Annotated in this window: 17 protein-coding genes; 8 read left to right on the top strand and 9 right to left on the bottom strand. The window is 69.1% G+C overall.

The genetic code is table 11. From position 1 onward, the window contains the following. Nucleotides 1–85: 85 nt before the first annotated feature. Nucleotides 86–1,213: a serine hydrolase domain-containing protein gene (locus ACFVMC_RS30945; RefSeq protein WP_379216177.1), complete on the top strand. Its 1,128-nt coding sequence runs from the start codon at nt 86–88 to the stop codon at nt 1,211–1,213. Nucleotides 1,214–1,373: 160 nt separating this feature from the next. Here the strand turns inward: ACFVMC_RS30945 and ACFVMC_RS30950 are convergent, their stop codons facing one another. Next, entirely contained in the window at nt 1,374–2,654 is a 1,281-nt protein-coding gene (locus ACFVMC_RS30950; RefSeq protein WP_379216179.1) for a lipase family protein, read from the bottom strand. 23 nt (nt 2,655–2,677) lie between these two features. After that, the gene (locus ACFVMC_RS30955) at nt 2,678–4,249 is read right to left on the bottom strand and encodes a GMC oxidoreductase (RefSeq protein WP_379216181.1); all 1,572 of its coding nucleotides are present in this window, start codon (nt 4,247–4,249) and stop codon (nt 2,678–2,680) included. Nucleotides 4,250–4,315: 66 nt separating this feature from the next. On the opposite strand from ACFVMC_RS30955, the gene ACFVMC_RS30960 reads away from it, so the two are divergent. Beyond that, entirely contained in the window at nt 4,316–4,984 is a 669-nt protein-coding gene (locus ACFVMC_RS30960; protein ID WP_379216183.1) for a TetR family transcriptional regulator, read from the top strand. Between the two features lie 120 nt (nt 4,985–5,104). Further along, the gene (locus ACFVMC_RS30965) at nt 5,105–5,227 is read left to right on the top strand and encodes a hypothetical protein (RefSeq protein ID WP_379216185.1); all 123 of its coding nucleotides are present in this window, start codon (nt 5,105–5,107) and stop codon (nt 5,225–5,227) included. A 61-nt stretch (nt 5,228–5,288) separates the two neighbouring features. Here the strand turns inward: ACFVMC_RS30965 and ACFVMC_RS30970 are convergent, their stop codons facing one another. Further along, complete coding sequence (locus tag ACFVMC_RS30970) at nt 5,289–5,789, bottom strand: nucleoside deaminase (RefSeq protein ID WP_379216187.1); 501 nt, start codon at nt 5,787–5,789, stop codon at nt 5,289–5,291. Between the two features lie 549 nt (nt 5,790–6,338). Between ACFVMC_RS30970 and ACFVMC_RS30975 the strand changes: the two genes are divergently transcribed. From ACFVMC_RS30975 to xdhC, 3 genes are read left to right on the top strand one after another with little or no spacing between them, the layout of a single operon-like run. Beyond that, a complete protein-coding gene (locus ACFVMC_RS30975) occupies nt 6,339–7,832 on the top strand; it encodes a xanthine dehydrogenase small subunit (RefSeq protein WP_379216189.1) in 1,494 nt (497 codons plus the stop codon). Beyond that, nucleotides 7,829–10,309, top strand: a complete 2,481-nt coding sequence (xdhB, locus tag ACFVMC_RS30980; protein WP_379216191.1) for a xanthine dehydrogenase molybdopterin binding subunit — start codon at nt 7,829–7,831, stop codon at nt 10,307–10,309. Before ACFVMC_RS30975 ends, xdhB begins: the two co-directional genes overlap by 4 nt. A 1-nt stretch (nt 10,310) precedes the next feature. Further along, the gene (gene xdhC / locus ACFVMC_RS30985) at nt 10,311–11,117 is read left to right on the top strand and encodes a xanthine dehydrogenase accessory protein XdhC (RefSeq protein WP_379216253.1); all 807 of its coding nucleotides are present in this window, start codon (nt 10,311–10,313) and stop codon (nt 11,115–11,117) included. Here xdhC and ACFVMC_RS30990 read toward each other — a convergent pair. Beyond that, a complete protein-coding gene (locus tag ACFVMC_RS30990; RefSeq protein ID WP_379216192.1) occupies nt 11,111–11,425 on the bottom strand; it encodes a hypothetical protein in 315 nt (104 codons plus the stop codon). The two genes, xdhC and ACFVMC_RS30990, sit on opposite strands and share 7 nt — an antisense overlap. A 118-nt stretch (nt 11,426–11,543) precedes the next feature. Then, nucleotides 11,544–13,598 carry an AMP-binding protein gene (locus ACFVMC_RS30995; RefSeq protein ID WP_379216194.1) on the bottom strand — a complete coding sequence of 685 codons (2,055 nt, stop codon included), beginning with the start codon at nt 13,596–13,598 and terminating at the stop codon, nt 11,544–11,546. Nucleotides 13,599–13,791: 193 nt separating this feature from the next. Between ACFVMC_RS30995 and ACFVMC_RS31000 the strand changes: the two genes are divergently transcribed. Continuing rightward, nucleotides 13,792–15,495, top strand: a complete 1,704-nt coding sequence (locus ACFVMC_RS31000; protein ID WP_379216196.1) for a GMC oxidoreductase — start codon at nt 13,792–13,794, stop codon at nt 15,493–15,495. Here ACFVMC_RS31000 and ACFVMC_RS31005 read toward each other — a convergent pair. From ACFVMC_RS31005 to ACFVMC_RS31015, 3 genes are read right to left on the bottom strand one after another with little or no spacing between them, the layout of a single operon-like run. Beyond that, the gene (locus ACFVMC_RS31005) at nt 15,479–17,116 is read right to left on the bottom strand and encodes a long-chain fatty acid--CoA ligase (protein ID WP_379216198.1); all 1,638 of its coding nucleotides are present in this window, start codon (nt 17,114–17,116) and stop codon (nt 15,479–15,481) included. The genes ACFVMC_RS31000 and ACFVMC_RS31005 overlap by 17 nt on opposite strands. Nucleotides 17,117–17,146: 30 nt before the next feature. Next, complete coding sequence (locus tag ACFVMC_RS31010) at nt 17,147–18,625, bottom strand: aldehyde dehydrogenase family protein (RefSeq protein WP_379216255.1); 1,479 nt, start codon at nt 18,623–18,625, stop codon at nt 17,147–17,149. A 32-nt stretch (nt 18,626–18,657) separates the two neighbouring features. Next, nucleotides 18,658–20,241 (bottom strand): GMC family oxidoreductase, encoded by a 1,584-nt coding sequence (locus ACFVMC_RS31015; RefSeq protein ID WP_379216199.1) that lies wholly within the window; start codon nt 20,239–20,241, stop codon nt 18,658–18,660. Nucleotides 20,242–20,413: 172 nt separating this feature from the next. On the opposite strand from ACFVMC_RS31015, the gene ACFVMC_RS31020 reads away from it, so the two are divergent. Beyond that, on the top strand, nt 20,414–21,412 hold the full coding sequence (locus tag ACFVMC_RS31020; protein ID WP_379216201.1) for an AraC family transcriptional regulator: 999 nt from the start codon (nt 20,414–20,416) through the stop codon (nt 21,410–21,412). 55 nt (nt 21,413–21,467) lie between these two features. On the opposite strand, the gene ACFVMC_RS31025 is transcribed toward ACFVMC_RS31020, so the two are convergent. Continuing rightward, the gene (locus tag ACFVMC_RS31025) at nt 21,468–23,336 is read right to left on the bottom strand and encodes an alkyl/aryl-sulfatase (RefSeq protein ID WP_379216257.1); all 1,869 of its coding nucleotides are present in this window, start codon (nt 23,334–23,336) and stop codon (nt 21,468–21,470) included. Nucleotides 23,337–23,581 lie beyond the last annotated feature (245 nt).

Consider the following 23,581-nt stretch of genomic DNA (forward strand, 5'->3'; position numbering starts at 1 on the left):
GTGAACGGCTTATCACTGTGTCAAGGTCAAATGCGCGAGCGCGCGGGCGTGGCGTGTCGAACTGAAACGTGTTCTAATTCTGGACATGAGCGGTGGCGCGCACGGCCAGGTCGATCCGGCCTTCCAGCAGGTGCGCGAGGTGTTCGAGGCGCACCTCGAGATCGGGGCGGCCGTGGCCGTCTTTCAGGCGGGACGGCCGGTCGTCGATCTCTGGGGCGGGGTCGCGGACTCGCGGACCGGGCGACCTTGGGAGCGCGACACGGCAGTCGTGACCTACTCGTGCGCCAAGGCGGTGACGACGGCGGCGGCACTCGACGTCGCGCATCGGCACGGCGTCGGCTGGGACGAACCGGTGACCACATGGTGGCCGGAGTTCGGCGCGGCGGGTAAGTCGGCGACGACACTCGCGGACCTCCTGACCCACCGCGCCGGGCTACCGGCGTTCGACCGGCCGGTTTCCGCGGCGAAGGCCGCCGACCCGGTGGCGATGGCGGCGCTGCTGGCGGAGCAGACTCCGGTATGGGAACCGGGCACCCGGCACGGCTATCACGCGCTGACCTTCGGCTGGCTGGTCGCCGAATTCGTTCGGCGGCACACGAATTCGACGATCGGCGAATATGTCGCCCGGCACTTCGGCGCCGAACTCCGATTCGGTGCCGCGCCGGATATGGCTCGCGTGGAATCACCGCCCGCCGAGCAGCGGCGCTGGACCGACCCTGGCCCGATCGGCGCGGACACCGTGGCCCGGATGGCACGCGCCTACCGGGATCCCGGCTCGCTCGCGCTGCGCGCGTCGACGAACCCGTTCGGGTCCTACAACAAGCCGGAGGTGGTGGCGGGCGGCTGGCCCGCCACCGGCCTGATCACCACCGCACGCGGATTGGCCCGGTTCTACAGCGATCTCGTCGGCGGCGCGATCCTGCCCCCGGGCCTGCTCACCGCGGCGATCGGCGAGCAGGTGCGCGGCACCGATGCCGTCCTGCTGCTCGAGAGCGCCTTCGGCCTCGGCTTCGTGCTGCCCTCGGAGAACATGATCCTGCCCGCCGCCGCCCGCCCCACCGCGTTCGGCCATCCCGGCGCGGGCGGCGCGCTCGGCCTCGGCGATATCGACCACCACCTGGCGATCGCCTTCGCCCCGAATCTGCGGCGCGACTGGCTCGCCGGCGATCGCCGCGCCCACGACCTGGTCACCGCGGTCTACGACGCGCTCTGAGCGTGTCGTCCCGCGACGGGCTCCGCGGTCCGGGCGGCCCGGTGGATACCGACCAGCAGCGCGACCGCGGCATGATGTCTCGGAACTGCTGGTTCCGCATGTTGCCAGCACCCGACCGGCCGGGTAAGCCGGTCCGGACGCGATATGGATCCCATTCCGATCAGTCGAAGGTGCACCCGGTGACCGGTTTGCCGGCCAGGCGATCGAGGAGATACGGGATGACGTTGTCGACGAAGCCGTCGATCAGCTCGGGACCGAAGTGGTTCGGCAGCGTCGCGCCCGGGGCGATCGCGGGCAGGTGGTTGGTGCGGAAGGTGACGGTGGCGCCACGTGCGCACCAGTACTGGGCCATCTGCCGGACCTGGTCGTAGGGAATGGTGTCGTCGTTGATCCCGCTGGTGACCAGAACCGGCACGGACGGAACGCGGTGGCCGATTCGCTGCGCGTCCAGAACTGCTGTTGCGGCCGGGATTTCGAGCAGATGCTGCGGCAGCGAGCGACCGTCGACGGTGAGGGCGGTCGACCGCAGGAACGGCTGTCGCAGGATGACGTCGCCGATGCACTCGGTGGCCAGCGTGTCCAGGGTGGCCCGGCCCTGCGGGGTGATGCGCCGGTCGACCTCGACGGCCAGTTCCGGGTGACGTTCCCGGAAACCGTTGAGCGCGAACCCGATCGCGCCGCCGATCAGATTGCCGCTGTCGATTCGGCCGATCACCGCGGTCAGATCGGCGGGCGGCGCACCGGACCAGACGCCTTTGAGATCCAGCTCGGGCGCGTACTCCGGCTGGAGTTCGGCCGCGGCGGCGGTCGCGCCGCCACCCTGCGAGTAGCCCCAGAACGCCAGCGGAGTCGGCGTTCCCGCGAGGCGGACCGCGGCGCGCGCCGCGTCCAGGACCGCGTGCGCGGACTCGGCGCGGTTCACGTAGGTGTGCACGCCGGGCGTGCCCAGCCCGATGTAGTCGGTCAGGAAGACGTTGGCGCCCAGCGCACTCCACGCCGCCAGCGCCACCGCCTCCTGGTTCGGCGAGATCGAGCGCCGCCCGACATCCACGGCGAGCCCGGTCGACACCGCGACCGAGGCGGCGCACTGATCGCCCTGCCCCGTGGTGCCCGGCGCGATGACGATCGTCGGCCGCGGGCCCGAGCCCTGCCAGGGCCGGGTGCCCGGCACGTACGCGCCACTGACGGCGACCGGCGAACCGTCCTGGCGCTGCGAGGTGTACAGCACCAATTGCCCTGGGACAGGCCACTGTTCACCCGGCACGGTCGCGAGGATCGAGGTCGGCTGGGTGCGGATGATCGAGCCGGGCGCACTGTCGAAACCGACCGGCGGCTGATAGAACGCGCCGACCGGATCGGCGGCGGCTTCGGCGCCGATCCCGGCGGCGGCCAGACAGCTCACGGCGAGGGCCGCGACAGTGCGACCGAGGGCAAATTTCATTGTTGTCTCCAGTATTTCGGGGTTCAGATGACGGCACCGACGTCGCGCGCGACCAGATTGTCGAGTGCGCGTTCGGCGATGGCCGCGATGGTCATGGAGGGATTACAGGCGGCGGCGCTGCCGGGCAGCAGCGCGCCGTCGACGACGTAGAGTCCGCGCTGTTCGAGCACGCGCCCGTCGAGATCGCAGACCGTGCCCATGCAGGCGCCGCCGAGCGGATGCCAGGTGGACGGGAACACCGCGTTGGTATCGGTGAGAATGCCGGTCGCACCGGCGATTCGATGCGCTGTCGGACCGATGTGGCCCTCCTGGATCACGCGATCACCGTCGGACGGCCAGTGCAGGACGGCATCGTCGGTGGCGGGGTCGTAGACGTAGCGCCCGCGGCTGGCGCTGACGCCGTAGCCGACCATCATGGTGCTGTGGGCATCCGCGCCCATCGGTGGTATGGAGGCTTGGATCAGGGTGTGCGCGCTGTGTGGGTCGGCCCAGTTCAGGCTGCCGTAGACCACCGGACCACCCTGCGCCGCACCGAATTCCGCGCTCGGATCGCTCCAGAGGTAGATGCGATCGGCGTTGGTGCCCCAGCCCTGTCCGACTCCGTCGGGCAGGTCGGGTATCTGCCCCTTGGCGGCCGCGCGCACCAGCAGGCGAGTGGTGTTGACGCTGCCCGCCGCCAGGATCAGGGCGCCGGCGGTGAGGATCCGGTGCTCGAGCACGGCGCCGGTAGTGTCGATCCGGTCCACCCGGACGACCCAGCGCCCGTCCGGCGCGCGCTCCAGATCCGTGACCTGGTGCAGGGTTTCGACGGTGACCCGGCCTGTCGCCTCCGCCTGGGCGAGGTAGGTGACATCGACCGAATGCTTGCCGCCGTTGTTGACGCCCAGCGCGCCGTCACCATTGGTGTAGGAGGCTTTCATCTCCCCGCGGAGCTCGGCGAGCGCGAAATTCCAGTCGATCGGCATCGGAATCTTCGACAGCGGCAGTCCGGCCCGGCGCACTCGGTCGGCGAAGAGCCGGGGTGCGGCGTAGGTGGGGCTCGCGATGAGTTCGTCCGGGGCGACGGCGAGTCCGAGCATGCGTTCCACCCGCCGGTAGTGGACCCGGTCCAGGGTCGCCCAGTCGAGTTCCGGCGGCAGGTGCGCGTTGAAGACGGACTCGGCGGGCTGTAGCGACATGCCCTGGTAGATCAGGGATCCGCCGCCCACTCCGGCGGCGCACAGGGCGGTCATATTGATCCCGGGCACCGCCTCGATCAGGCCGGGATAGCGCTCGACGGCCAGCTCACGGCCGAACGGGCTGCGCATGGACTCGTGCCAGAGCATGCGCCGATCCGGCCGGGCTGGGTGCGGGAAGGTTTCCGCGTCGGGCCCGGTCGGCCAGCGCAGTCCGCGTTCGAGCACGGTGACCGGAACACCGGCTTGGGCCAGGCGCAGCGCCGCCACACCGCCGCCGAAGCCGGAGCCCACGACGACGGCGCGGTGCTCGGACCGCGTCAGCGGAATGGGTGTGGCGCGCGCCGACGGTGGGCGCAGGAGCAGTGCTCCGGCCGCGGCGGCCCCGGTCAGCAGTGACCGGCGCGTCATGGAGGGCATGGCAGATCTTTCGATTCAACGGTTCGAGTAACACGGTTACTCGAGTAACGGCGTTACTGTAGCGGGGTGAGCAAAGAACCGGAAGAGGCTCTGCGCGGCCGCATCGTCGACGTGGTGCGCGCGCAGCTGGAAACCGAGGGCTACGACGCGGTCCAGCTGCGCGAGGTCGCGCGCCGTGCCCGGGTCTCGCTCACCACCATCTACAAGCACTTCCCCACCCGCGACGAGCTGATCCTGTCGGCGCTCGAGGCGTGGATGGCCGAGAACTCCTATGTCGCAATGGAATACCCGCCGCCCGGGGAGAGCATCTACGACGGGCTGATGCGGGTGATCCGGCATGTCTTCGAGCCCTGGGAGCGGCATCCGATGATGCTGCGCGCCTACCACCGCGCGCGCCGCGGCCCCGGCGCCGAACGCCTGGACACCCAGGGCCTCGACGCGGTCCTGCCGGTCGTCGGGGCCGTCCTGGCCGGGGCCGAGCAGACCTATCTCCAGGACATCGCCACCATCACCTCGAATATGGCGTTCGCACTGCTCGGCCAGTGCGCCGACGGCACGCTCGAGGTCGCCCAGGCCCTGCCGCTGATCGAGCGGGCCATCTACCGGCTCACCGCCGACAACGTGCCCGAGGCCACCGCCGCCGTCGAGCGCCGTACCTCCGATCCGGCCGCCACGCCGTTGGACCCCGAAATCGCCGGACCCTACCGCCGCACCCCGAATTCCGAAGCGCTTTAGCGCCTTTCCCCATCCCGCAGGTACAGATACCGTTCAGGAACCTCGATTACGGCTGCGATCACCTGACCAACTCGCTATCGTCCGGACCAGCAACCGACCACCAAGCTACGGAGTCGACGCATGACCCACCCCCAGGACATCCCGGAAGCTCAGCCGCCCTCGCGCGGAAACCGCGTCGCGCTGACCGTCCTCGCCGTACTCATCGTGGCCGCGCTCGTCACCGCCGCCATGTCGGTGGGCTGACCCCGGACACACGAACGGCGACCCGCTGTCGCGGGTCGCCGTCGGTGTGCACGGCCGGAACTCAGTAATCGATCCGGTCGGTCTTGGCCAGCCATGCCTCGAAGGGAGCGTTGCGGTTGGGCAGATCCAGCTGCTCGACCCGGGTGGGCCAGTTCGCCTTGGGCTTCAGCTCGAACAGCTCGTAGAACTTCAGATCGTCGAAACCGGCGACGGCGGCGTCATGCCGGTCGGCGGCGTAGACGATCCGGTCCACCCGCGCCCACAGCGCCGAGGACAGGCACATCGGGCACGGCTCGCACGAGGTGATCAGCACGCAGCCTTCGAGCGAGAAGGTGCCGAGCTCGCGACAGGCGGCGCGCATCGCGGTGACCTCGCCGTGCGCGGTCGGGTCCAGCGTGGAGGTGACCTGGTTGTGGCCGACGGCGACCACCTCGCCCGCCTTGGCGATCAGCGCGCCGAACGGGCCGCCGCCATCGGCCACGCTGGTGGTGGCGACCCGGATCGCCTCGTCCAGCCAGGCCCGTTCCAGGTCCTGGACGCTCATCTCTCGAGTCGTGGTCACGGTCACTCCATTCGGCTACGGCAACGTGTGTTCAGGAGTACACAGGGAAACCGCGGACGCCAGCTAGAGGTGGAAGACATGAAGACATTACCGGCCCGGCCGCGGCTTTTCGTAGGCTTTTACAAGCGTCACGAAGTGTTGACCGACAGAAACGAATTCGTCATCTCCGATGGTGTGAATAACCGACCCGGCGCACCATTTCCATCGCGAGTGTCGGAGCTTCCTACAAACGGGGCACGGCGGCTTGACCTATGGCCTGGGTCACCGTAACTTCGAGCCCACCGACCCGTGAGCTGCCCGAAGGAGGCGATGTCGATGCCTACCAGCTACGACCTGCGCCGCCGCGCTCACCGGACCGTCTGGGTCCCGGGCCGGGTCGCCCACGGCAACTGAGTCGTTGCCGCGGCATTCTTTCGATCTTCCAGACCTCTGCGGCATGTTCGTCGTGCCGATTCGCGCGCCCCCGTTCGGCTGCGCGACCGAATAGAAAGCTCCTGAAATGGCGACTAGGATTGGCGTATCGAGCGCGCTCCGAAATGAGGTTGTGCCATGGTAGCCGCGCGAATCACGGTGAATGGTTCCTCGACTCCGATTTCCCCGGCCGAGCCGAACACCTCGGTCCTGGATTTCCTGCGCGAGCGGGGTTTCACCGGCAGCAAAGAGGGCTGCGCGGAAGGCGAATGCGGCGCGTGTTCGATTCTCCTCGCCCGCCCCGGCGTCGAGGCGCCCACCGACTGGGTCGCGATCAATGCCTGCCTGGTGCCGGTCGCCGCGCTGGACGGGCAGGAGATCGTGACCGCCGAGGGGCTGGGCACGCTGGACCCGACGGGCGCGCCGACCGCCCTGCATCCGGTGCAGCAGGAGATGGCTGTGCGCGGCGGCTCGCAATGCGGTTACTGCACCCCCGGATTCGTGTGCAGCATGGCCTCCGAGTACTACCGGCCCGGCCGCTGCGCCTCGCTCTGCTCGTCCGGCGAAACCGCGGATTCCGCTGCCGCCGAATCGGATTCGCATGATTCCGAGCACGGACCCAATGGCTTCGACCTGCACGCGCTGAGCGGAAATCTGTGCCGCTGCACCGGATACCGCCCGATTCGCGATGCGGCGTTCGCGCTCGGCGCGCCCGAGGCCGACGACCCGCTCGCTCGGCGGCGCACCGAGCCCGCCCCGGCCGCGGTCGCCACCGAGTACACCCAGCGGGGCCGCACGTTCCGCCGCCCGGAGCACCTGGCCGAGGCGGTACGACTGCTGCGCGCACGTCCCGACGCAGTGCTCGTCGCGGGCTCGACCGACTGGGGTGTCGAAGTGAATATCCGCGCCCGGCGCGCGGAGTACGCGCTCGGCATCGACCGGCTGCCCGAATTGCGGGAGCTGCGTATCGAATCCGATCACCTCGAGATCGGCGCGGCCGTGCCGCTGACCGAGATCGAGCGCCGCCTCGACGGCAGCGTGCCGCTGCTGGCGCAGCTGTTCCCGCAGTTCGCGTCCCGCCTGATCCGCAACAACGCCACCCTCGGCGGCAATCTCGGCACCGGCTCCCCCATCGGCGACAGCCCGCCCGCGCTGCTCGCGCTCGGCGCGTCGGTGGTGCTGGCCTCGGTCGACGGCGAACGCGAGATCGATCTGGCCGACTACTTCACCGGCTACCGGCAGAGCGTGCGCCGCGCCGACGAGCTGATCCGCGCCGTGCGGATTCCGCTGCCACTGGCGCCGGTGGCCGCGTTCCACAAGATCGCCAAACGGCGCTTCGACGATATCTCCAGTGTCGCAGTCGCTTTCGCGCTCGAGCTGGAGGACGGCGTGGTCCGCGGCGTCCGCATCGGCCTGGGCGGTGTGGCCGCCACCCCGATCCGCGCCCGCGACACCGAGGCGGCGCTGCTCGGCAAGCCGTGGACCACCGAGACCATCGAGGCCGCGGCGCTGATCCTGCGCTCGGAGGGCACCCCGATGAGCGACCACCGGGCCAGCTCCGAGTACCGCTCCGCGATGCTCGGCCAAAGCCTGCTCAAGCTGTACGCGCAAACCACCGAGGCGGAGTCATGAGTCAGCTGTCCGAGATTCCCGAGCGTCCGGTCGTCGGGCTGCCGCTGCCGCACGAGAGCGCGTCGCTGCATGTCACCGGCACCGCGCTCTACACCGACGATCTGGTGTACCGCACCAAGGACTGCCTGCACGCGTATCCGGTGCAGGTCATGCAGGCGCACGGCCGGATCACCGGGTTGCGCACCGAGCCCGCGCTGGCCGTACCCGGCGTGGTGCGGGTGCTCACCGTCGCCGATGTGCCCGGCGTGAACGACGCCGGCATGAAGCACGACGAGCCGCTGTTCCCGGACGAGGTCATGTTCTTCGGCCACGCGGTGGCCTGGGTGCTCGGCGAGACGCTGGACGCGGCCCGCCACGGCGCGGCGGCGGTCGAGGTGGACCTGGACGAACTGCCCGCGATCGTGACCGTGCGCGAGGCGATCGAGCGCGAGAGCTTCCACGGCGCGCGGCCCACCATGATCCGCGGCGATATCGCCCAGGGCTTCGCCGACTCGGCGCATGTCTTCAGCGGCGAGTTCGAGTTCAAAGGCCAGGAGCACTTCTACCTGGAGACCCATTGCGCGCTGGCGCTGGTGGACGAGGCCGGGCAGGTGTTCATCCAGTCCAGCACCCAGCATCCCTCCGAAACCCAGGAGATCGTCGCGCACGTGCTCGGCCTGCCCAGCCACGAGGTGACCGTGCAGTGCCTGCGCATGGGCGGCGGCTTCGGCGGCAAGGAGATGCAGCCGCACGGGTTCGCGGCCGTCGCGGCCCTCGGCGCCAAGCTGACGGGTCGCCCGGTTCGCCTGCGGCTCAACCGTACTCAGGATCTGACCATGTCGGGCAAGCGGCACGGCTTCCATGCCGACTGGAAGATCGGCTTCGACGCCGACGGCCGCATCCAAGCCCTGGACGCCACGCTCACCGCGGACGGCGGCTGGAGCCTGGACCTGTCCGAACCCGTCCTGGCCCGCGCGCTGTGCCATATCGACAACACCTACTGGATTCCTCACGCGCACGTCGCCGGACGGATCGCGCAGTCGAATACGGTGTCCAACACCGCCTTCCGCGGATTCGGCGGCCCGCAGGGCATGCTCGTGATCGAGGACATCCTGGGCCGGTGCGCGCCGCTGCTCGGCCTGGATCCGGCGGAGCTGCGCGAGCGCAACTTCTATGCGCCGGGCCAGACCACCCCGTACGGTCAACCGGTCGGCCAGACCGATCGGATCGCAAAGATCTGGCGGCAAGTGCAATCCGGCGCCGACTGGACCGAACGGCAGCGCGAGATCGCGGCATTCAATGCCGCGCATCCGAATACCAAGCGCGCCTTGGCGATCACCAATATCAAGTTCGGCATCTCGTTCAATCTGACCGCCTTCAACCAGGGCGGTTCGCTGGTGCTGATCTACAAGGACGGTTCGGTTCTGATCAACCACGGCGGCACCGAGATGGGCCAGGGCCTGCACACCAAGATGATGCAGGTCGCCGCCACCACGCTCGGTATCCCGCTGCACAAGGTGCGGTTGGCGCCGACACGAACGGACAAGGTGCCCAACACCTCCGCGACGGCCGCGAGTTCCGGGGCGGACCTCAACGGCGGCGCGATCAAGAACGCGTGCGAGCAGTTGCGCTCGCGGCTGGCGCAGGTCGCCGCGTCGCAGCTGGGCACGAGCGCCGCCGACGTGCGGATCGCCGAGGGCGTGGTCACCGCGCTGGGCAGCGACCGGGAACTGGACTGGGACACCCTGGTCCGGGCCGCGTACATGCAGCGAGTTCAGTTGTCCGCCTCCGGTTTCTATCGGACCGAGGGGCTGCACTGGGATGCCAAGGTGTTCCAGGGTTCACCGTTCAAGTACTTCGCCTACGGTGCCGCCGCGACCGAGGTCGAGGTGGACGGTTTCACCGGCGCCTACCGCATCCGACGGGTCGACATCGTGCACGACGTGGGCGACAGCCTCTCACCCCTGATCGACATCGGCCAGGTCGAGGGCGGTTTCGTGCAGGGTGCGGGCTGGCTGACGCTCGAGGACCTGCGCTGGGACACCGGCGAGGGCCCGGGCCGCGGCCGGCTGCTGACTCAGGCGGCCAGCACCTACAAGCAGCCCAGCTTCTCGGAGATGCCCGAGGAGTTCCACGTGACGCTGCTGGAGAACGCGACCGAGGAGGGCGCGGTCTACGGGTCCAAGGCGGTCGGCGAGCCGCCGCTGATGCTGGCGTTCTCGGTGCGGGAGGCGCTGCGGCAGGCCGCGGCGGCGTTCGGGCCCAGCGGTACCAGCGTCGACCTGGCCTCGCCCGCCACGCCGGAGGCCGTGTTCTGGGCGATCGAGCGGGCGCGCCGGGGCGAGGCGCGGCGCGACGGGCACGCGGGCAACGGGCACGCCGCACTCGGCGACACCGCCGCGGTGGACACGAAAGAACTTGCGAACCAAGGAAACAACGGCAACGGGCAGGACGGCGACCGCGTGCCCGCCGCGGCGCACACCACGGGCGGTGCCTGAGATGTCCTGGGTGGCCGCGGTCGCACGGTTACGAGCCCGCCGGGAACCCGGCGTGCTGGTGACCGTCGCGACGGTGCGCGGCCACGCCCCGCGCAAGGCCGGCGCCAAACTCGTAGTGGGCCGGACCGAGTCGTGGGGATCGATCGGCGGCGGCAATATCGAGGCCGTCGCCATCGATCGAGCCCGGGAGCTCATGGGCGAGCCCGAGCCGGCGACCGAGGTACTGGATTTCGCGCTCAACGACAAGGTCAGCAACCGGCACGGCGTGCAGTGCTGCGGCGGCACCGTCAGCGTGCTGCTGGAGCCGCTGCCGGTGGTCCCCGCCGTGGCGATCTTCGGCGTCGGGCACGTGGGCTACGAACTGGCCCGAATCCTGGCCCGGCACAACCTGGATCTGCACCTGATCGATACCCGCCCCGAGCAGCTGGCCGAGGAACGGCTGGCCGTGCTCGCCGACGCCGAGGCGCAGATCCACGTCCACCGCACCCTGCTGCTGCCCGAGGAGGTGCTGGCCGAACTGCCGCCCGGCGCCCACGTCCTGATCATGACCCATGATCACGCCGAGGACGCCGCACTCTGCGACACCGCGTTGCGCACCGCGGGTCTCGGCTCGATCGGCCTGATCGGCTCCTCCGCCAAGTGGACTCGCTTCCGCAAGCGCCTGGCCACCGAGGGCGGCCACGACGAGGCCACGATCGATCGGATCAAGACGCCGATCGGGCTCGCCGAGATCACCGGCAAGGAGCCCGCCACGATCGCGGTCAGCGTCGCGGCGGAGCTGCTGCTCGGCTTCCAGAAGGGTCAGTAGGTGATCACGGTCCAGGTCTGCATGCTGAACGGCAGATCGCAACTGCTCCAGGACTGCTGGGCGCCGACGGCGGGATTGCCCCAGCGTTCGTAGCTGGAGAACCAGGCCCACCAGGCCCAGCAGGTGATCCGCACCTGATGGTGCACGCCCTCACCGCACATCGAGTAGGCGGCGGTGGCGCCGACCGGGTTCACCGAACACCAGGGTCCCGGCTGGGCCCCGGCGGTGGGTGCGCCCAGCAGCGCGGTGGCACCCAGCAGCGTTACCGCGGAGCCGCTCACGGCCATCCGCTTCCACATCGCGTTCATGACAACCTCCGGGCGTGGGGCTGGACACCCCGACCGCTATCGGCCCACGCGTTTCATCCGAGCACGGTGACCGCTGGTCACCCTTACGTGAGCTACATCACCGAGGCGACGCGACGCGTTACAGCAACGGTTCGGCAACCAGGAAGCGCTTGAGCACCTTTCCGGTCTCGCCGCGCGGCAGCTTGTTCAGGAACGCCACATCGCGCGGCACGGACACCCGCCCGAGCCGGTTGCGGATATAGGTGCGCACCATCTCCGGATCCAGGCCCACCCCATCGCGTTTCACCACGAACGCGGCCAGCCGCTGCCCGAAATCGCGGTCCGGCACGCCGACCACCGCCACCTCGCTCACCTGCGGCAACAATGCCAGCGCCTCCTCCACCGGGCGCGGGAAGACGTTCTCGCCGCCGGAGATGATCATCTCGTCGTCCCGGCCCGCGATGTAGAGCCGGCCCGCCGCGTCCAGATACCCGACATCGCCGGTGTCGAGCAGTCCGTCCACCTCCTCCGGCGGCGCGGCGCTGACATAGCCGTCGAACAGCATGTGGTTGCCGACGAAGATGCGGCCCACCACACCGACCGGCGCCGGTCGCCGATCGTCACCGAGCACGGCGACCTTGGTGCCCAGCGGCGGACGGCCCGCCGTCATCGGGGACAGCCGCAGATCCGCCGGGGTGGCGATGGTCGCCCAGGACACCTCGGTGGAGCCGTACACGTTGTAGAGGATGTCGCCGAAGACCTCGAGGAAGCGCAGTACCGTCGCCGCCGCCAGCGGCGCGCCGCAGCTGGCGACGACGTGCAGGCTGGACACGTCGTAGCGCTCGCGCACCTCGTCCGGCAGCTCGAGAATGCGCTCCAGCATGGTCGGCACCACCAGCAGACTTGTGACCTGATGCGCGGCGATCAGGCGCAGGGTGTCCTCGGCGTCGAATTGCTCCGGTAGCACGGTGGTGGCGCGCAGCGCGGTGCTGATCTGGAGTCCGGCCAGGCCCCAGGTGTGGAACAGCGGGGCCGGGATCAGCATGGTCTCGTGCATCCGCAGCGGAATGCGCGAGAGCAGCGCGGCGATGGTGGCGAAGCCGCGCGGGTGCGGACGGCGCGCGCCCTTCGGCGATCCGGTGGTGCCGGAGGTCAGCACCACCAGCCGGCCGGGCTGCGACGGCATCCGGAACTCGGTCCGCCCCAGCGTGATCAGATCGTCGAGGGTGCTGCGGCCGGGCGGTGGCGCGTCGTCGGTGGTGAAGCGCGGAATGTCGGCGCGCAGATATTTGACCAGTTGCTCGAGGTCACCGTCGATGAACAGCGCCATCAGCCGGTCGCGCTGCACGATCTCCTCGAGCGTCCGCCCGGACAGCCCGGCGTTCATGAGGACCACGTCGACGCCCAGTTTGCCTGCGGCGACCATGGTTTCGACCATGCCGCGGTGATTGCGGGCCAGCAGGCCGATCGCGTCGCCGGTGCCCAGACCCAACTCGGCCATGGCGCCGGCCAGCGCCGTGGAGCGCGTATCGATATCGGCGAAGGTGCGGCTGCCGTGCGCATCGACGACGGCGACCCGCTCCGGGGCGTAGGCCGCGCCCGCCGCGTAGCCGCCCGCCAGGTTGAAACCCCAGCGCAGCAGCCGCCGCACCTGCTTGACGCCGAGGTCGGGCCGGCTGGCGACCACGCCGGTGACGATCATCTGCCGGATGACGCCCGCGCGCCGGCGCACCGGGGAGTTCTCCCCGTTGGTCACCACCGCGGTGGGCTTGCCGCGCACGATGTCGACGACGCGGTCCAGTCCCGCCTGAACCCACTGCACCAGTGCCGCTTTCGACATCTCGGCCAGCGCCGGATGCAGGCGGCCGACGGCGAAGCAGGTGATGATCACCTGGGTGCGATCCCCCTCGCCGCGCAGCCGGATCGAGGCGAAACTTCCCTCGCTCGGGCAGTGCAGTTCCAGACGCTCGTACCAGCGCACGACGATCGGCTGGACGTCGATGGTGCGGACGCCCGCCTCGATCGACCCGATCCGGAAGCGGACCAGCGGCCGACCGTCTATCGGCTCCCGTGGTTCACAGGCACCGACTCCCACCAGGATCCGCGGATAGTTCTGCGGATCCCCAAGCAGCTCATAGAGCGCGCGCCGGGAGACCGGAACCTCCGCGACGACTTCGACAACATCGGTAATCAACTACGCTCGACTTCTCCGACGACCGGCGCCACTGCCGGTCGCTCTCGCTTCTCTGCCGCGACGATATCCGCCGAAATGCCCTTTGTGGTGCGGTTTCCCGGAGTACAGGACACGTCACAAACCGAGTTCCGGTCCGCTGTGAACCGGAGGCAAATTCCGGTCGAGGATCCGGGACCGCTGTTAGCTTCAGTGGGTGGATTTCGATTACGACGTCATCGTCGTCGGTTCCGGTTTCGGTGGCAGCGTCACCGCCCTGCGGCTCACCGAAAAGGGGTATCGCGTCGGGGTTTTCGAAGCCGGACGGCATTTCGATGACGCCGATTTCGCCAGGACCAACTGGGACCTGCGCCGATATCTGTGGGCGCCGCGCCTGGGTTGCTACGGGATCCAGCGCATCCACCGGCTGCGGGACTGCTTCATCCTGGCCGGCGCGGGCGTCGGCGGCGGGTCGCTGAACTACGCGAACACACTGTACAAACCCGGACCCGCGTTCTTCGGTGACCCGCAGTGGGCGGGCATCACCGATTGGGACGCCGAACTCGACCCCTACTACGAGCGGGCCCGCGCCATGTTGGGCGTGGTGCAGAACCCGCACCTGACGCCCGCCGACGAGGTCATCGCGGAGGTCGCCGCGGACATGGGCGTCGGCGACACCTTCGTGCCCACCCCGGTCGGGGTGTATTTCGGCACGCCCGGCGAGACCGTGCCGGACCCGTACTTCGGCGGCGCGGGACCGGCCCGGACCGGGTGCGTCGAATGCGGCGAGTGCATGACCGGCTGCCGCCACGGCGCGAAGAACACCCTGGTGAAGAACTATCTGGCCTTGGCGCAGGCCGGCGGCGCGCAGGTGCGCGCGCTGACCACGGTGACCGAGCTGCGGCCCGGCCCCGGCGGCAGCTGGGAGGTACTGACCCGGCGCACCGACGGCCGAATCCGGCCGCGGCGCACCACCTTCCGGGCCGCGCACGTGGTGCTGGCCGCGGGCACCTGGGGCACCCAGCACCTGCTGTTCGACCTGCGCGACCGGGGCATTCTGCCCGCGCTGTCGCCACGGCTCGGCGTGCTGACCCGCACCAACTCCGAGGCCATTCTCGGCGTCGGCCGCACCACCGTCGACCCGGCCATGGACATCACCAAGGGCGTGGCGATCACCTCGTCGTTCCATCCGACCCCCGACACCCATGTCGAGCCCGTGCGCTACGGCAAGGGCTCCAACGCCATGGGCCTGCTCCAGACCTACCTGATCGACGGCGGTCACCGAATCCCGCAGTGGCTGCGGGTGTTTCCGCTCGCGCTGGCGCACCCGATCCGGAGCGCGAAACTGCTGCGCACGAAACAGTGGAGCGAACGCACGTTGATCCTGCTGGTCATGCAGAGTCTGGACAACTCGATCACCACCTACACCCGCCGCGGGCTGTTCGGCCGCCGCTTCACCAGCAAACAGGGCTACGGACAACCCAATCCGACCTGGATTCCGACCGGCCACGAGGCCACCCGCCGGGTCGCGGACAAGCTCGGCGCCACCGCGGGCAGTACCTGGCCGGACCTGTTCAACGTGCCGATGACCGCGCATTTCATCGGTGGCTGCGTGATCGCCGACGACCCGGCGCAGGGTGTCATCGACCCGTACCACCGCGTGCACGGCTATCCGAGCCTGAGTGTGGTGGACGGCTCGGCGATCTCGGCCAACCTCGGCGTCAATCCCTCCCTGACCATTACGGCCCAGGCCGAGCGCGCCGCCGCGCTGTGGCCGAACAAGGGGGCCGCCGACCCCCGCCCGCCCATGGGCGCGGGCTATCGGCGGGTGCCGCCGGTACCACCGGAACATCCGGTGGTACCGGCGCACGCACCGGTCGCGCTCGGGCTGCCGGGGGTCGCGGTCAGGGAAGGGTCGTGACGGCGAGTTCGCCGGCGGCGTGCTGGGCGCGCAGGCGCTTCTTGTCGTACTTACCGACGCTGGTCTTGGGCACCTCGGTGACGAAGGTCCAGTATTCGGGCAGCTGCCATTTCGCGAACTTGTCCGCCAGGTAGTCACGGAGCTCTGCCGGTTCGGCCCGCTGTCCGTCGGCGAGCACGACCGCGACCAGCGGGCGCTCGTCCCACTTGGGGTCGGGGATGCCGATGACGGCCGCCTCCGCCACGGCCGGATGGCCGATCATCGCGTTCTCCAGATCGACCGAGGAGATCCACTCGCCGCCGGACTTGATCACGTCCTTGGAACGATCGACCAGGGTGAGGAAGCCATTCGGGCTGATCTTGCCGACATCGCCGGTGCGCAGCCAGCCGTCGTCGAACTTGTCGGGATCGGGTGCGGCGCCGTCGGGCGCGTAGTAGGAGCCGGTGATCCAGGGACCGCGTACCTGTAGCTCACCGAGCGACCGGCCGTCGTTCGGCACGACCGCGCCTGCGTCGTCGACCAGCCGGGCGCGCACACCCGCCGGGAACCGGCCCTGGGTGTAGCGATAGGCCCACTGCTCCTCGCCCTCGACGCCGACCGGCGGATGTGCGACCGAGCCGAGCGGGGAGGTCTCGGTCATCCCCCACGCGTGCAGCAGCTCGACGCCGTACTTCTCCTCGAAGGCGTGCATCATGGCGGGCGGCAGCGCCGAACCGCCGACCAGGCAGGTGCGCAGATGCGAAATGTCCTGCGGCGCGGCCTGCAAACCCGCCAGCACGCCGCCCCAGATGGTGGGCACCGCCGCGGCGAAGGTCGGCTTGACCGCCGCCATCATCTCCAGCAGCGGCTGCGGTTGCAGGAACCGGTCCGGCATCAGCACATTCGCACCGGACATGAGCGCGGCGTAGGGCAGGCCCCAGGCATTGGCGTGGAACAGCGGCACGATCGCGAGGACGGTATCCGCCGCGGAGAACCCCATGCCGTTCGGCGCGCACACCTGGGTGGCATGCAGCCAGTTGGAGCGGTGCGAGTACACCACGCCCTTGGGGTCGCCGGTGGTGCCGGAGGTGTAGCACATGCCCGCCGCGGAACGCTCGTCGACGATCGGGAACTCGAACGTGTCCGACTGCGCGGCAAGCAGTTCGGTGTAGGAGTGCACCTGCACACCCGCGGGCGCTTCGAGCGCGGCGGCGTCACCGTTGGCGACGATGACGTGGCGCACTGTCGTCAGCTTCGGCAGGTACTGGGCGAACATCGGCAGCAGCGAACCGTCGACGATCACCACCTGATCCTCGGCATGATTGGCCACGTACACCAGCTGCTCCGGGAAGAAGCGGATGTTCAGAGCGTGCAGTACCGCGCCCATGGCGGGCACGGCCACATACGCCACCATGTGCTCGTTGTTGTTCCACATGAAGGTGCCGACCCGGTCGCCGAGGCCGATGCCGAGCCCGCGCAGGGCATTGGCCAGACGCCGTGCCTGCGCACCCAATTCGCGGTAGGTCAGGGTGCGCAGGCCCGCGCCGGTCCAGGTGGAAACCGTGCTGTCGCCCTGGAAGGTGGACGCGTAGTTCAGCAGGGTCGCCAGCGACAGCTGCTCGTCCTGCATGGTGCTCAACATCGGAACGGGTTTTCCTCTCGAGATGATTTCTCAGCCGTGCCGGAGCACGGTCAGCGTCGCCAGCAATTTGTCCACCGTGGCGGTGCGAGCGAAGGTGGTCAGCGCCAGGAGCGCCGGAAGACGGCGACGGGCAACGGATTTCGCGAAGGTGAACTCCTTGAGCCCGTCCGGGCCGTGTATCCGGCCGAACCCGGAGTCGCCGACGCCGCCGAACGGCAGCTCCGGCAGCGCCGCGAACAGATACACCAGGTTGACCCCGGTCATACCGGAGCGGATCCGCCGGGCCAGCTCCTCGCCGCGGCGTTTGGAGAACACCGCCGACCCCAGCCCGTAGCGGGAGTTGTTGGCGCGCAGGATCGCCTCGTCCATATCGCGTACCCGGTTGACCGCCAGCGTCGGCCCGAAGGTCTCCTCGGTCATGGCCAGCGAGTCCTCCGGCACGTCCACCAGCACGGTGGGCTGCACCAGCCGCGCGCCGACCGCCTCGGGACCGCCGACGACGGCACGCGCGCCCTTGGCCAGGGCGTCGGCGATGTGCGCGGCCACCACGCCGGGCTGCGACGGCATGGTCATCGGGCCGATCTGCGCGTCCGGATCATCGCCGGCCCGAACGGCTTTCGCCGCCTCGGTGAGCTTGGCGAGGAACACGTCGAACACCTGCTCGTGCACGTAGACACGTTCGGTGCCGATACATGCCTGCCCCGCGTTGGACAGCCCGCCCCACACCGCGGCCGTCACCGCCGCGTCCAGATCGGCGTCGGCGTCCACCAGCAACACGTCCTTGCCGCCCGCCTCGATCAGCACCGGGGTCAGCGTGTCGGCGCACGCGCGCATGACCTTCTTGCCGGTCTCGGCGGAGCCGGTGAAGGCCAGCTTGTCGACGCCCGAACGACACAGGGCCGCACCGGTTTCCCCGAGACCGGTGACCAGTTGCAGCACCGGCTGCTCGGGCACCACCTGGGCGAACGCGTCCACCAGCCACTTGCCGACTCCGGGGGTGAACTCGCTCGGCTTGAACACCACCGCGTTCCCGGCGGCCAGGGCATAGGCGATCGACCCCATCGGGGTGAAGACCGGGAAGTTCCACGGCCCGATCACGCCGATCACGCCCAGCGGCAGGTACTCCACCGAGGCGCCGAGATCACTGGCCATCAGACTGGGCGTGATGTTCTTGCGGCCCAGTACCTTTCGCGCGTTCCCGGCGGCCCACGCGAGATGATCGAGCATCATGACGATCTCGAGCTGCGCGTCGCCGACCGGCTTGCCGGTCTCGGCGTGCGAGAGCTCGGCCAGCTGCGCCATCCGGCGGGCGATCACACCACCCCATTTCTTCAGGCGCTCGGCCCGTTCGTCGAAGCTCAGCTCGGCCCACCAGCTCGCGGCCACGCGGGCACGCGCGACGGCCTCGTTCACCTGCTCGGCATCGCAGATCGGATAGGTGCCGACCACGTCGCCGGTCGCGGGGTCCAGCGAATCGAAGGTCGCCACGGCGGTCGAAGTCACGGTCATGTCCTGGAATCCCTCGGTCTCGGTCGTCGATGTCATGCGCGGATCAGATCGGAGGCCTTCTCGCCCACCATGATCGAGGGGGCGTTGGTGTTGCCGCGCGGCACCGCCGGCATGACCGACGCGTCCGCGACCCGCAGGCCCTCGATGCCGCGCACCCGCAGCTGCGGATCCACGACCGACTCCGCGCCGGCGCCCATGGCGCAGGTACCCACCGGGTGGTACAGGGTCTGGGTCCAGGCCCGGATATGGTCGGCGAGTTCGTCGTCGGTGCGGCCGCGTCCCGACTCGGGCAGGAACGATCGGGACAGGAAGCGCGCGAACGGTTTCTCGCGCGCGATCTCGAGCAGCCGGCGCGCGCCCGCGACGGCGGCGGCGAGGTCGACGGGATCGCTGAAGTAGGCGGGATCCAGGTCCGGTTTCCACGCCGGATCGGCCGACCGCAGCCGCAATCGGCCCCGGCTGGCCACATTCACCAGAGTCACGCCCGCGGTGACCATCTGGGCAACCGGCTCGCGTAATCCGTTGTCGTAGAAGCCGGTCGGCGCGGTGAGGATCTGGATGTCGGGCGCGGCCTGACCGTCCCGGGAGGCGAAGAACGCGCCGCCCTCGCCCACATTGGAGGTCAGCGGGCCGCGGCCGGTCAGCTTCCACTGCATGAGCCGGGCCGGGTTGGAGAAATCGGTGAGATCGGAGGTGTCGCGGCTGTACCACAGGAACGGGGTCACCGGATGGTCGTGCAGGTTCGCACCGACGCCCGGCAGATCCACCACCGGATCGATGCCGTGCTCGCGCAGGTGCGCGGCCGGGCCGATACCCGAAAGCATCAGCAGCTGCGGCGAATTGATCGCGCCGCCGGACAGCACGACCTCGGCCTCGGCCCGGGCGATGTGCTCCGCGCCGGCCCTGCGGTAGGCGACGCCGACGGCGCGGCCGCCCTCGAGCACCACCCGGGTGACGAAGGCGTGGGTGCGCACGGTCAGGTTGGGCCGATCCAGCGCCGGGCGCAGGTAGGCGTCGGCGGTCGACCAGCGTCTGCCGTCCTTGCAGGTCACCTGGTAGCGGCCCGCGCCCTCCTGCTCGGCGCCGTTGAAGTCGTCGTTGCGCTTCAGCCCGTGCGCGACCGCGGCCTCGATCCAGGCGTCGGTGGTCTCGTGGGTGTAGCGGCGATCCTCGACGTGCTGCGGGCCGGTACCACCGTGGTAGTCGTCGCGGAAACGCGTATTGCCTTCGGCGCGTATGAAATACGGCAGCACATCGGCGTAGCCCCAGCCCTGCGCGCCGAAATCGTCGCGCCAGCCGTCGTAGTCGGCCCGGTTGCCGCGGATGTAGATCATGGCGTTCATCGAGGAGCAGCCGCCGAGGCCCTTCATCCGGGGCCAGAAGGCGCGGCGGCCGGCCATGTGCTTCTGCTCGGCGGTTTCGTAGTTCCAGTCCCATTTGGTCTTGAACAGGTTCGCGAAGGCGGCCGGAATGTGGATCTCGTCGGCGTCGTCCGGGCCGCCCGCCTCGAGCAGCAGCACCGACACCGACGGGTTCTCCGACAGGCGCGCCGCCACCACGGCCCCCGCGCTGCCTGCCCCGACGATCACGTAGTCGAAGCGGTCCTTCTCGGTCACAAGCTCTCCTCGCATCCTCGCCGTACGTGGCCGTGACCGGGGTCACGGATCGTCCACCGGAAGGGTAGGGCGGATCGACTGGGGATTCCTACGTCCGCCAGGGCCCATTTTTTGATATTTTTGGCCAATGGTGGCGGCAGGGTCGATACGGCGGGCAGACACCCTGATCGGGATGCGCGCGCCGACCAGCGCGCTCCTCGTCACCCGGCTGGCCGCCGAGCACGGCCTGACCGAAGCGCGGTGCCTGGAGGGCACCGGCCTGACCGAAGCGGACCTGCGCACACCGGGCATGTTGGTGACCGGCGCGCAGGAGATCGCGATCATCACCAATATGCTGCGCGCCCTGCCCGACAGCCCAGGGCTCGGCCTGGCCGTCGGCCTGCGCTACCACGCCACCGTGCACGGCATGTGGGGATACGCGCTGATCGCCAGCCAGTCCATTCGCGACGCGATCGAGGTGGGCCTGCGCTTCCTGGATCTGTCGTACTCGTTCTGCGATATCACCGCCGTGGAGTCCGCGGACGAGATCGCGCTGGTGATCGAACCGGTGGTGACCGATCCCCGGGTGGCCCGCTTCGTGGCCGAACGCGATATCAATGTCATCGCCACGCTGCTGCGTGATATCGCCGGGCCCGCACAGCGTTTAAGCGCGGTGCGCCTGCCCTACCCGCGCCCGGAACCCGACGCCGCCCAGCGCATCGATACCGCGCTGTCGGGCCCGCCCGAGTACGACTGCGCCCACTACGCAACGGTTTTCGACAAGCGAACGATCGACGACCCACTCCCCCAAGCCGATCCGTACACCGCCGAGCTCGCCACCCAGCAGTGCCGGGAACTCGCCGCCCAGCGCCGGGCGCTGACCGGCACCGCGGGCCGAGTCCGCGATCTGCTCTTCGGCCAGCCGCGCGGACCCCGTACCGAAGCCGAAGTCGCTGCTGCCCTGCACCTTTCGGGCCGTACACTGCGCCGTCAGCTGGCCGCGGAAGGCCACTCCTATCGCAGCCTGCTCGACGAAGTCCGCCGCACACTGGCCTGTGAACTGCTCACCGGCACCGACCTGTCCACCGCCGCCATCGCCGACCGCCTCGGATACACCGAGGCGGCCAGTTTCACCCGTGCCTTCGGACGCTGGACCGGCACCTCGCCGCTGCGCTGGCGCAAAGCCCACTAGGACGCGTCATCGGAAGGGCTGCTCCAGCGGCGCGCCGAGATGTGCGCGTACCTCGTCAAGGGGTGACGATGGCGAAGTTCGGGTCCGGCTTGTCGACCACGCCCTTGATCTGTCCCAGGACCGACGGATCACCACTGACCTGGACCGCACCGGATTTCACCGCCGCCGCCGGATCCTGACCGCCCATCAGCAGGCCCAGCAGCGCCTTGCGGGTCAGCGTGAAGGTGGCCTGCGGCGCCGGGGCGTTGTCGTCGGGTGTGCGGTCCCAATGCACCAGCACGCCGTTGCGGAGTTCGGCGCGGTGCGTCACGTGCTCGTCGGTGAACACCCAATCCGTGACGACATGCAGATCCCAGGCTTTCGGCCCGTTGATCTGCAAGGACAGCGCGTCGAAAATCTGGTCGACCGAGAGGCTGTCGAGCATGCTCGGCGACGCCGTCTCGGTCGGCGTGCCGAACGAGCCGTTGCGCAACTCGTAGGCGCCGCTGAGATAGAAATTGCGCCAGGTGCCGGCCTCCGCGCCGTAGCCGAGTTGCTCGAAAGTGCTGGCCTGCAACATCTTCGCCGCCTCGTTGTGCTGGTCGGCGAAGATCACGTAGTTCAGGATCTGCGCGGCCCAGCGGTAGTCGCCGTCGTCATAGGCGCGCTGTGCCTTGCGCACCGCGTCGCGCGCACCACCCATGGCCTCGACGTGCCGCTGCGCGGATTCGACCGGCGGATGCTCCCACAGGTGCGCGGGATTGCCGTCGAACCAGCCCATATAGCGCTGGTAGACGGCCTTCACATTGTGGCTGACGGTGCCATAGTAGCCATGGGTGTTCCACTGGCTGGTCAAAGCCGGTGGCATCTGAAACATTTCGGCGATCTCCGTGCCGACATAACCCTGATTGAGCAGCCGCAGCGTCTGATCGTTGATGTAGCCGAACATGTCCCGCTGCGTGGACAGGAAGTTCACGATGTTCTCGGTGCCCCAGGTCGGCCAATGGTGCGAGGCAAACGCGACATCGGACTTCCCGGCGAACATCGAGATCGACTCGGTGAGGTACTTCGCCCACTCGTGCGGGTCACGAACCAGCGCACCGCGCAGGGTCAGCACATTGTGCATGGTGTGCGTCGCGTTCTCGGCGATACACAGCGCGCGATGGTCGGGGAAGTAGAAGTTCATCTCCGAGGGCGCTTCGGTACCCGGCGTCATCTGGAAGACGATCCGCACGCCGTCGAGCACTTCTTCCTGCCCCGTCGTGGTGATGTCTCGAGTAGGCGGGATGAGCGTCGTGGTCCCCGTGGACGTGGTCTGGCCGAGCCCCGCGCCGACCTGCCCTTTCACACCGCGCGGCAGGGCCGCGCCGTACATGTAGGCCGAGCGCCGGGCCATGGCGGTGCCCGCGTAGATGTTCTCCGAGACCGCGTGATCCATGAACCCGGACGGCGCCAGTACCGGAACCTTGCCTGCCGCAACGTCTTCCGGTGTAGTCACGCCGTAGCCGCCACCGAAGTGATCGACATGGGAGTGGGTGTAGATCATGGCGGTCACGGGCCGATCGCCTCGGTGCGCCCGGTACAGCTTCAAGCCCGCGGCGGCCGTCTCCTGCGAGATCATCGGGTCGATCACGATGATGCCGGTGTCGCCCTCGATGATCGTCATATTCGACAGATCCAGGCCGCGGATCTGATAGATGCCCGGAACCACCTCGTAGAGGCCCTGTTTGATCACGAGCTGCGACTGCCGCCACAGGCTCGGATTCACCGAGTTCGGGCAGGTGCCCTGGATGAACGAGTAGGAATCGTTGTCCCACACCACTTTTCCGTCGGCATTCTTGACCACATCGGGTTCCAGCGCGGCGACGAAACCGCGGTCGGTGTCGGCGAAATCCCGGGTGTCGTCGAAGGGCAGGGTCTCGGCCAGCTGTTGCTGCTGATCCACGATGTGGTCGCTGGGATCGACCGGATCCTTGGATTTCCGCTGTACGTCCGGTGTCGATGCGCAGCCGCCCAGCGACGCGACGGAACCGACGGCCAATAAGGCCGCCCCGGCCACGACGACGCCGCGCCGGGAGAAATTCGAACCTGAATCGCCGTCCACAGTGCACTCCTGTCTCGAACCGACAAGCCCTGACGAGTCGCGCTGGCTGAAGTATCAGCGCAGGTCATCCTAGGCGCACGATCCGA

The organism is Nocardia sp. NPDC127579, assembly GCF_042672005.1.
Lineage (GTDB): Bacteria > Actinomycetota > Actinomycetes > Mycobacteriales > Mycobacteriaceae > Nocardia.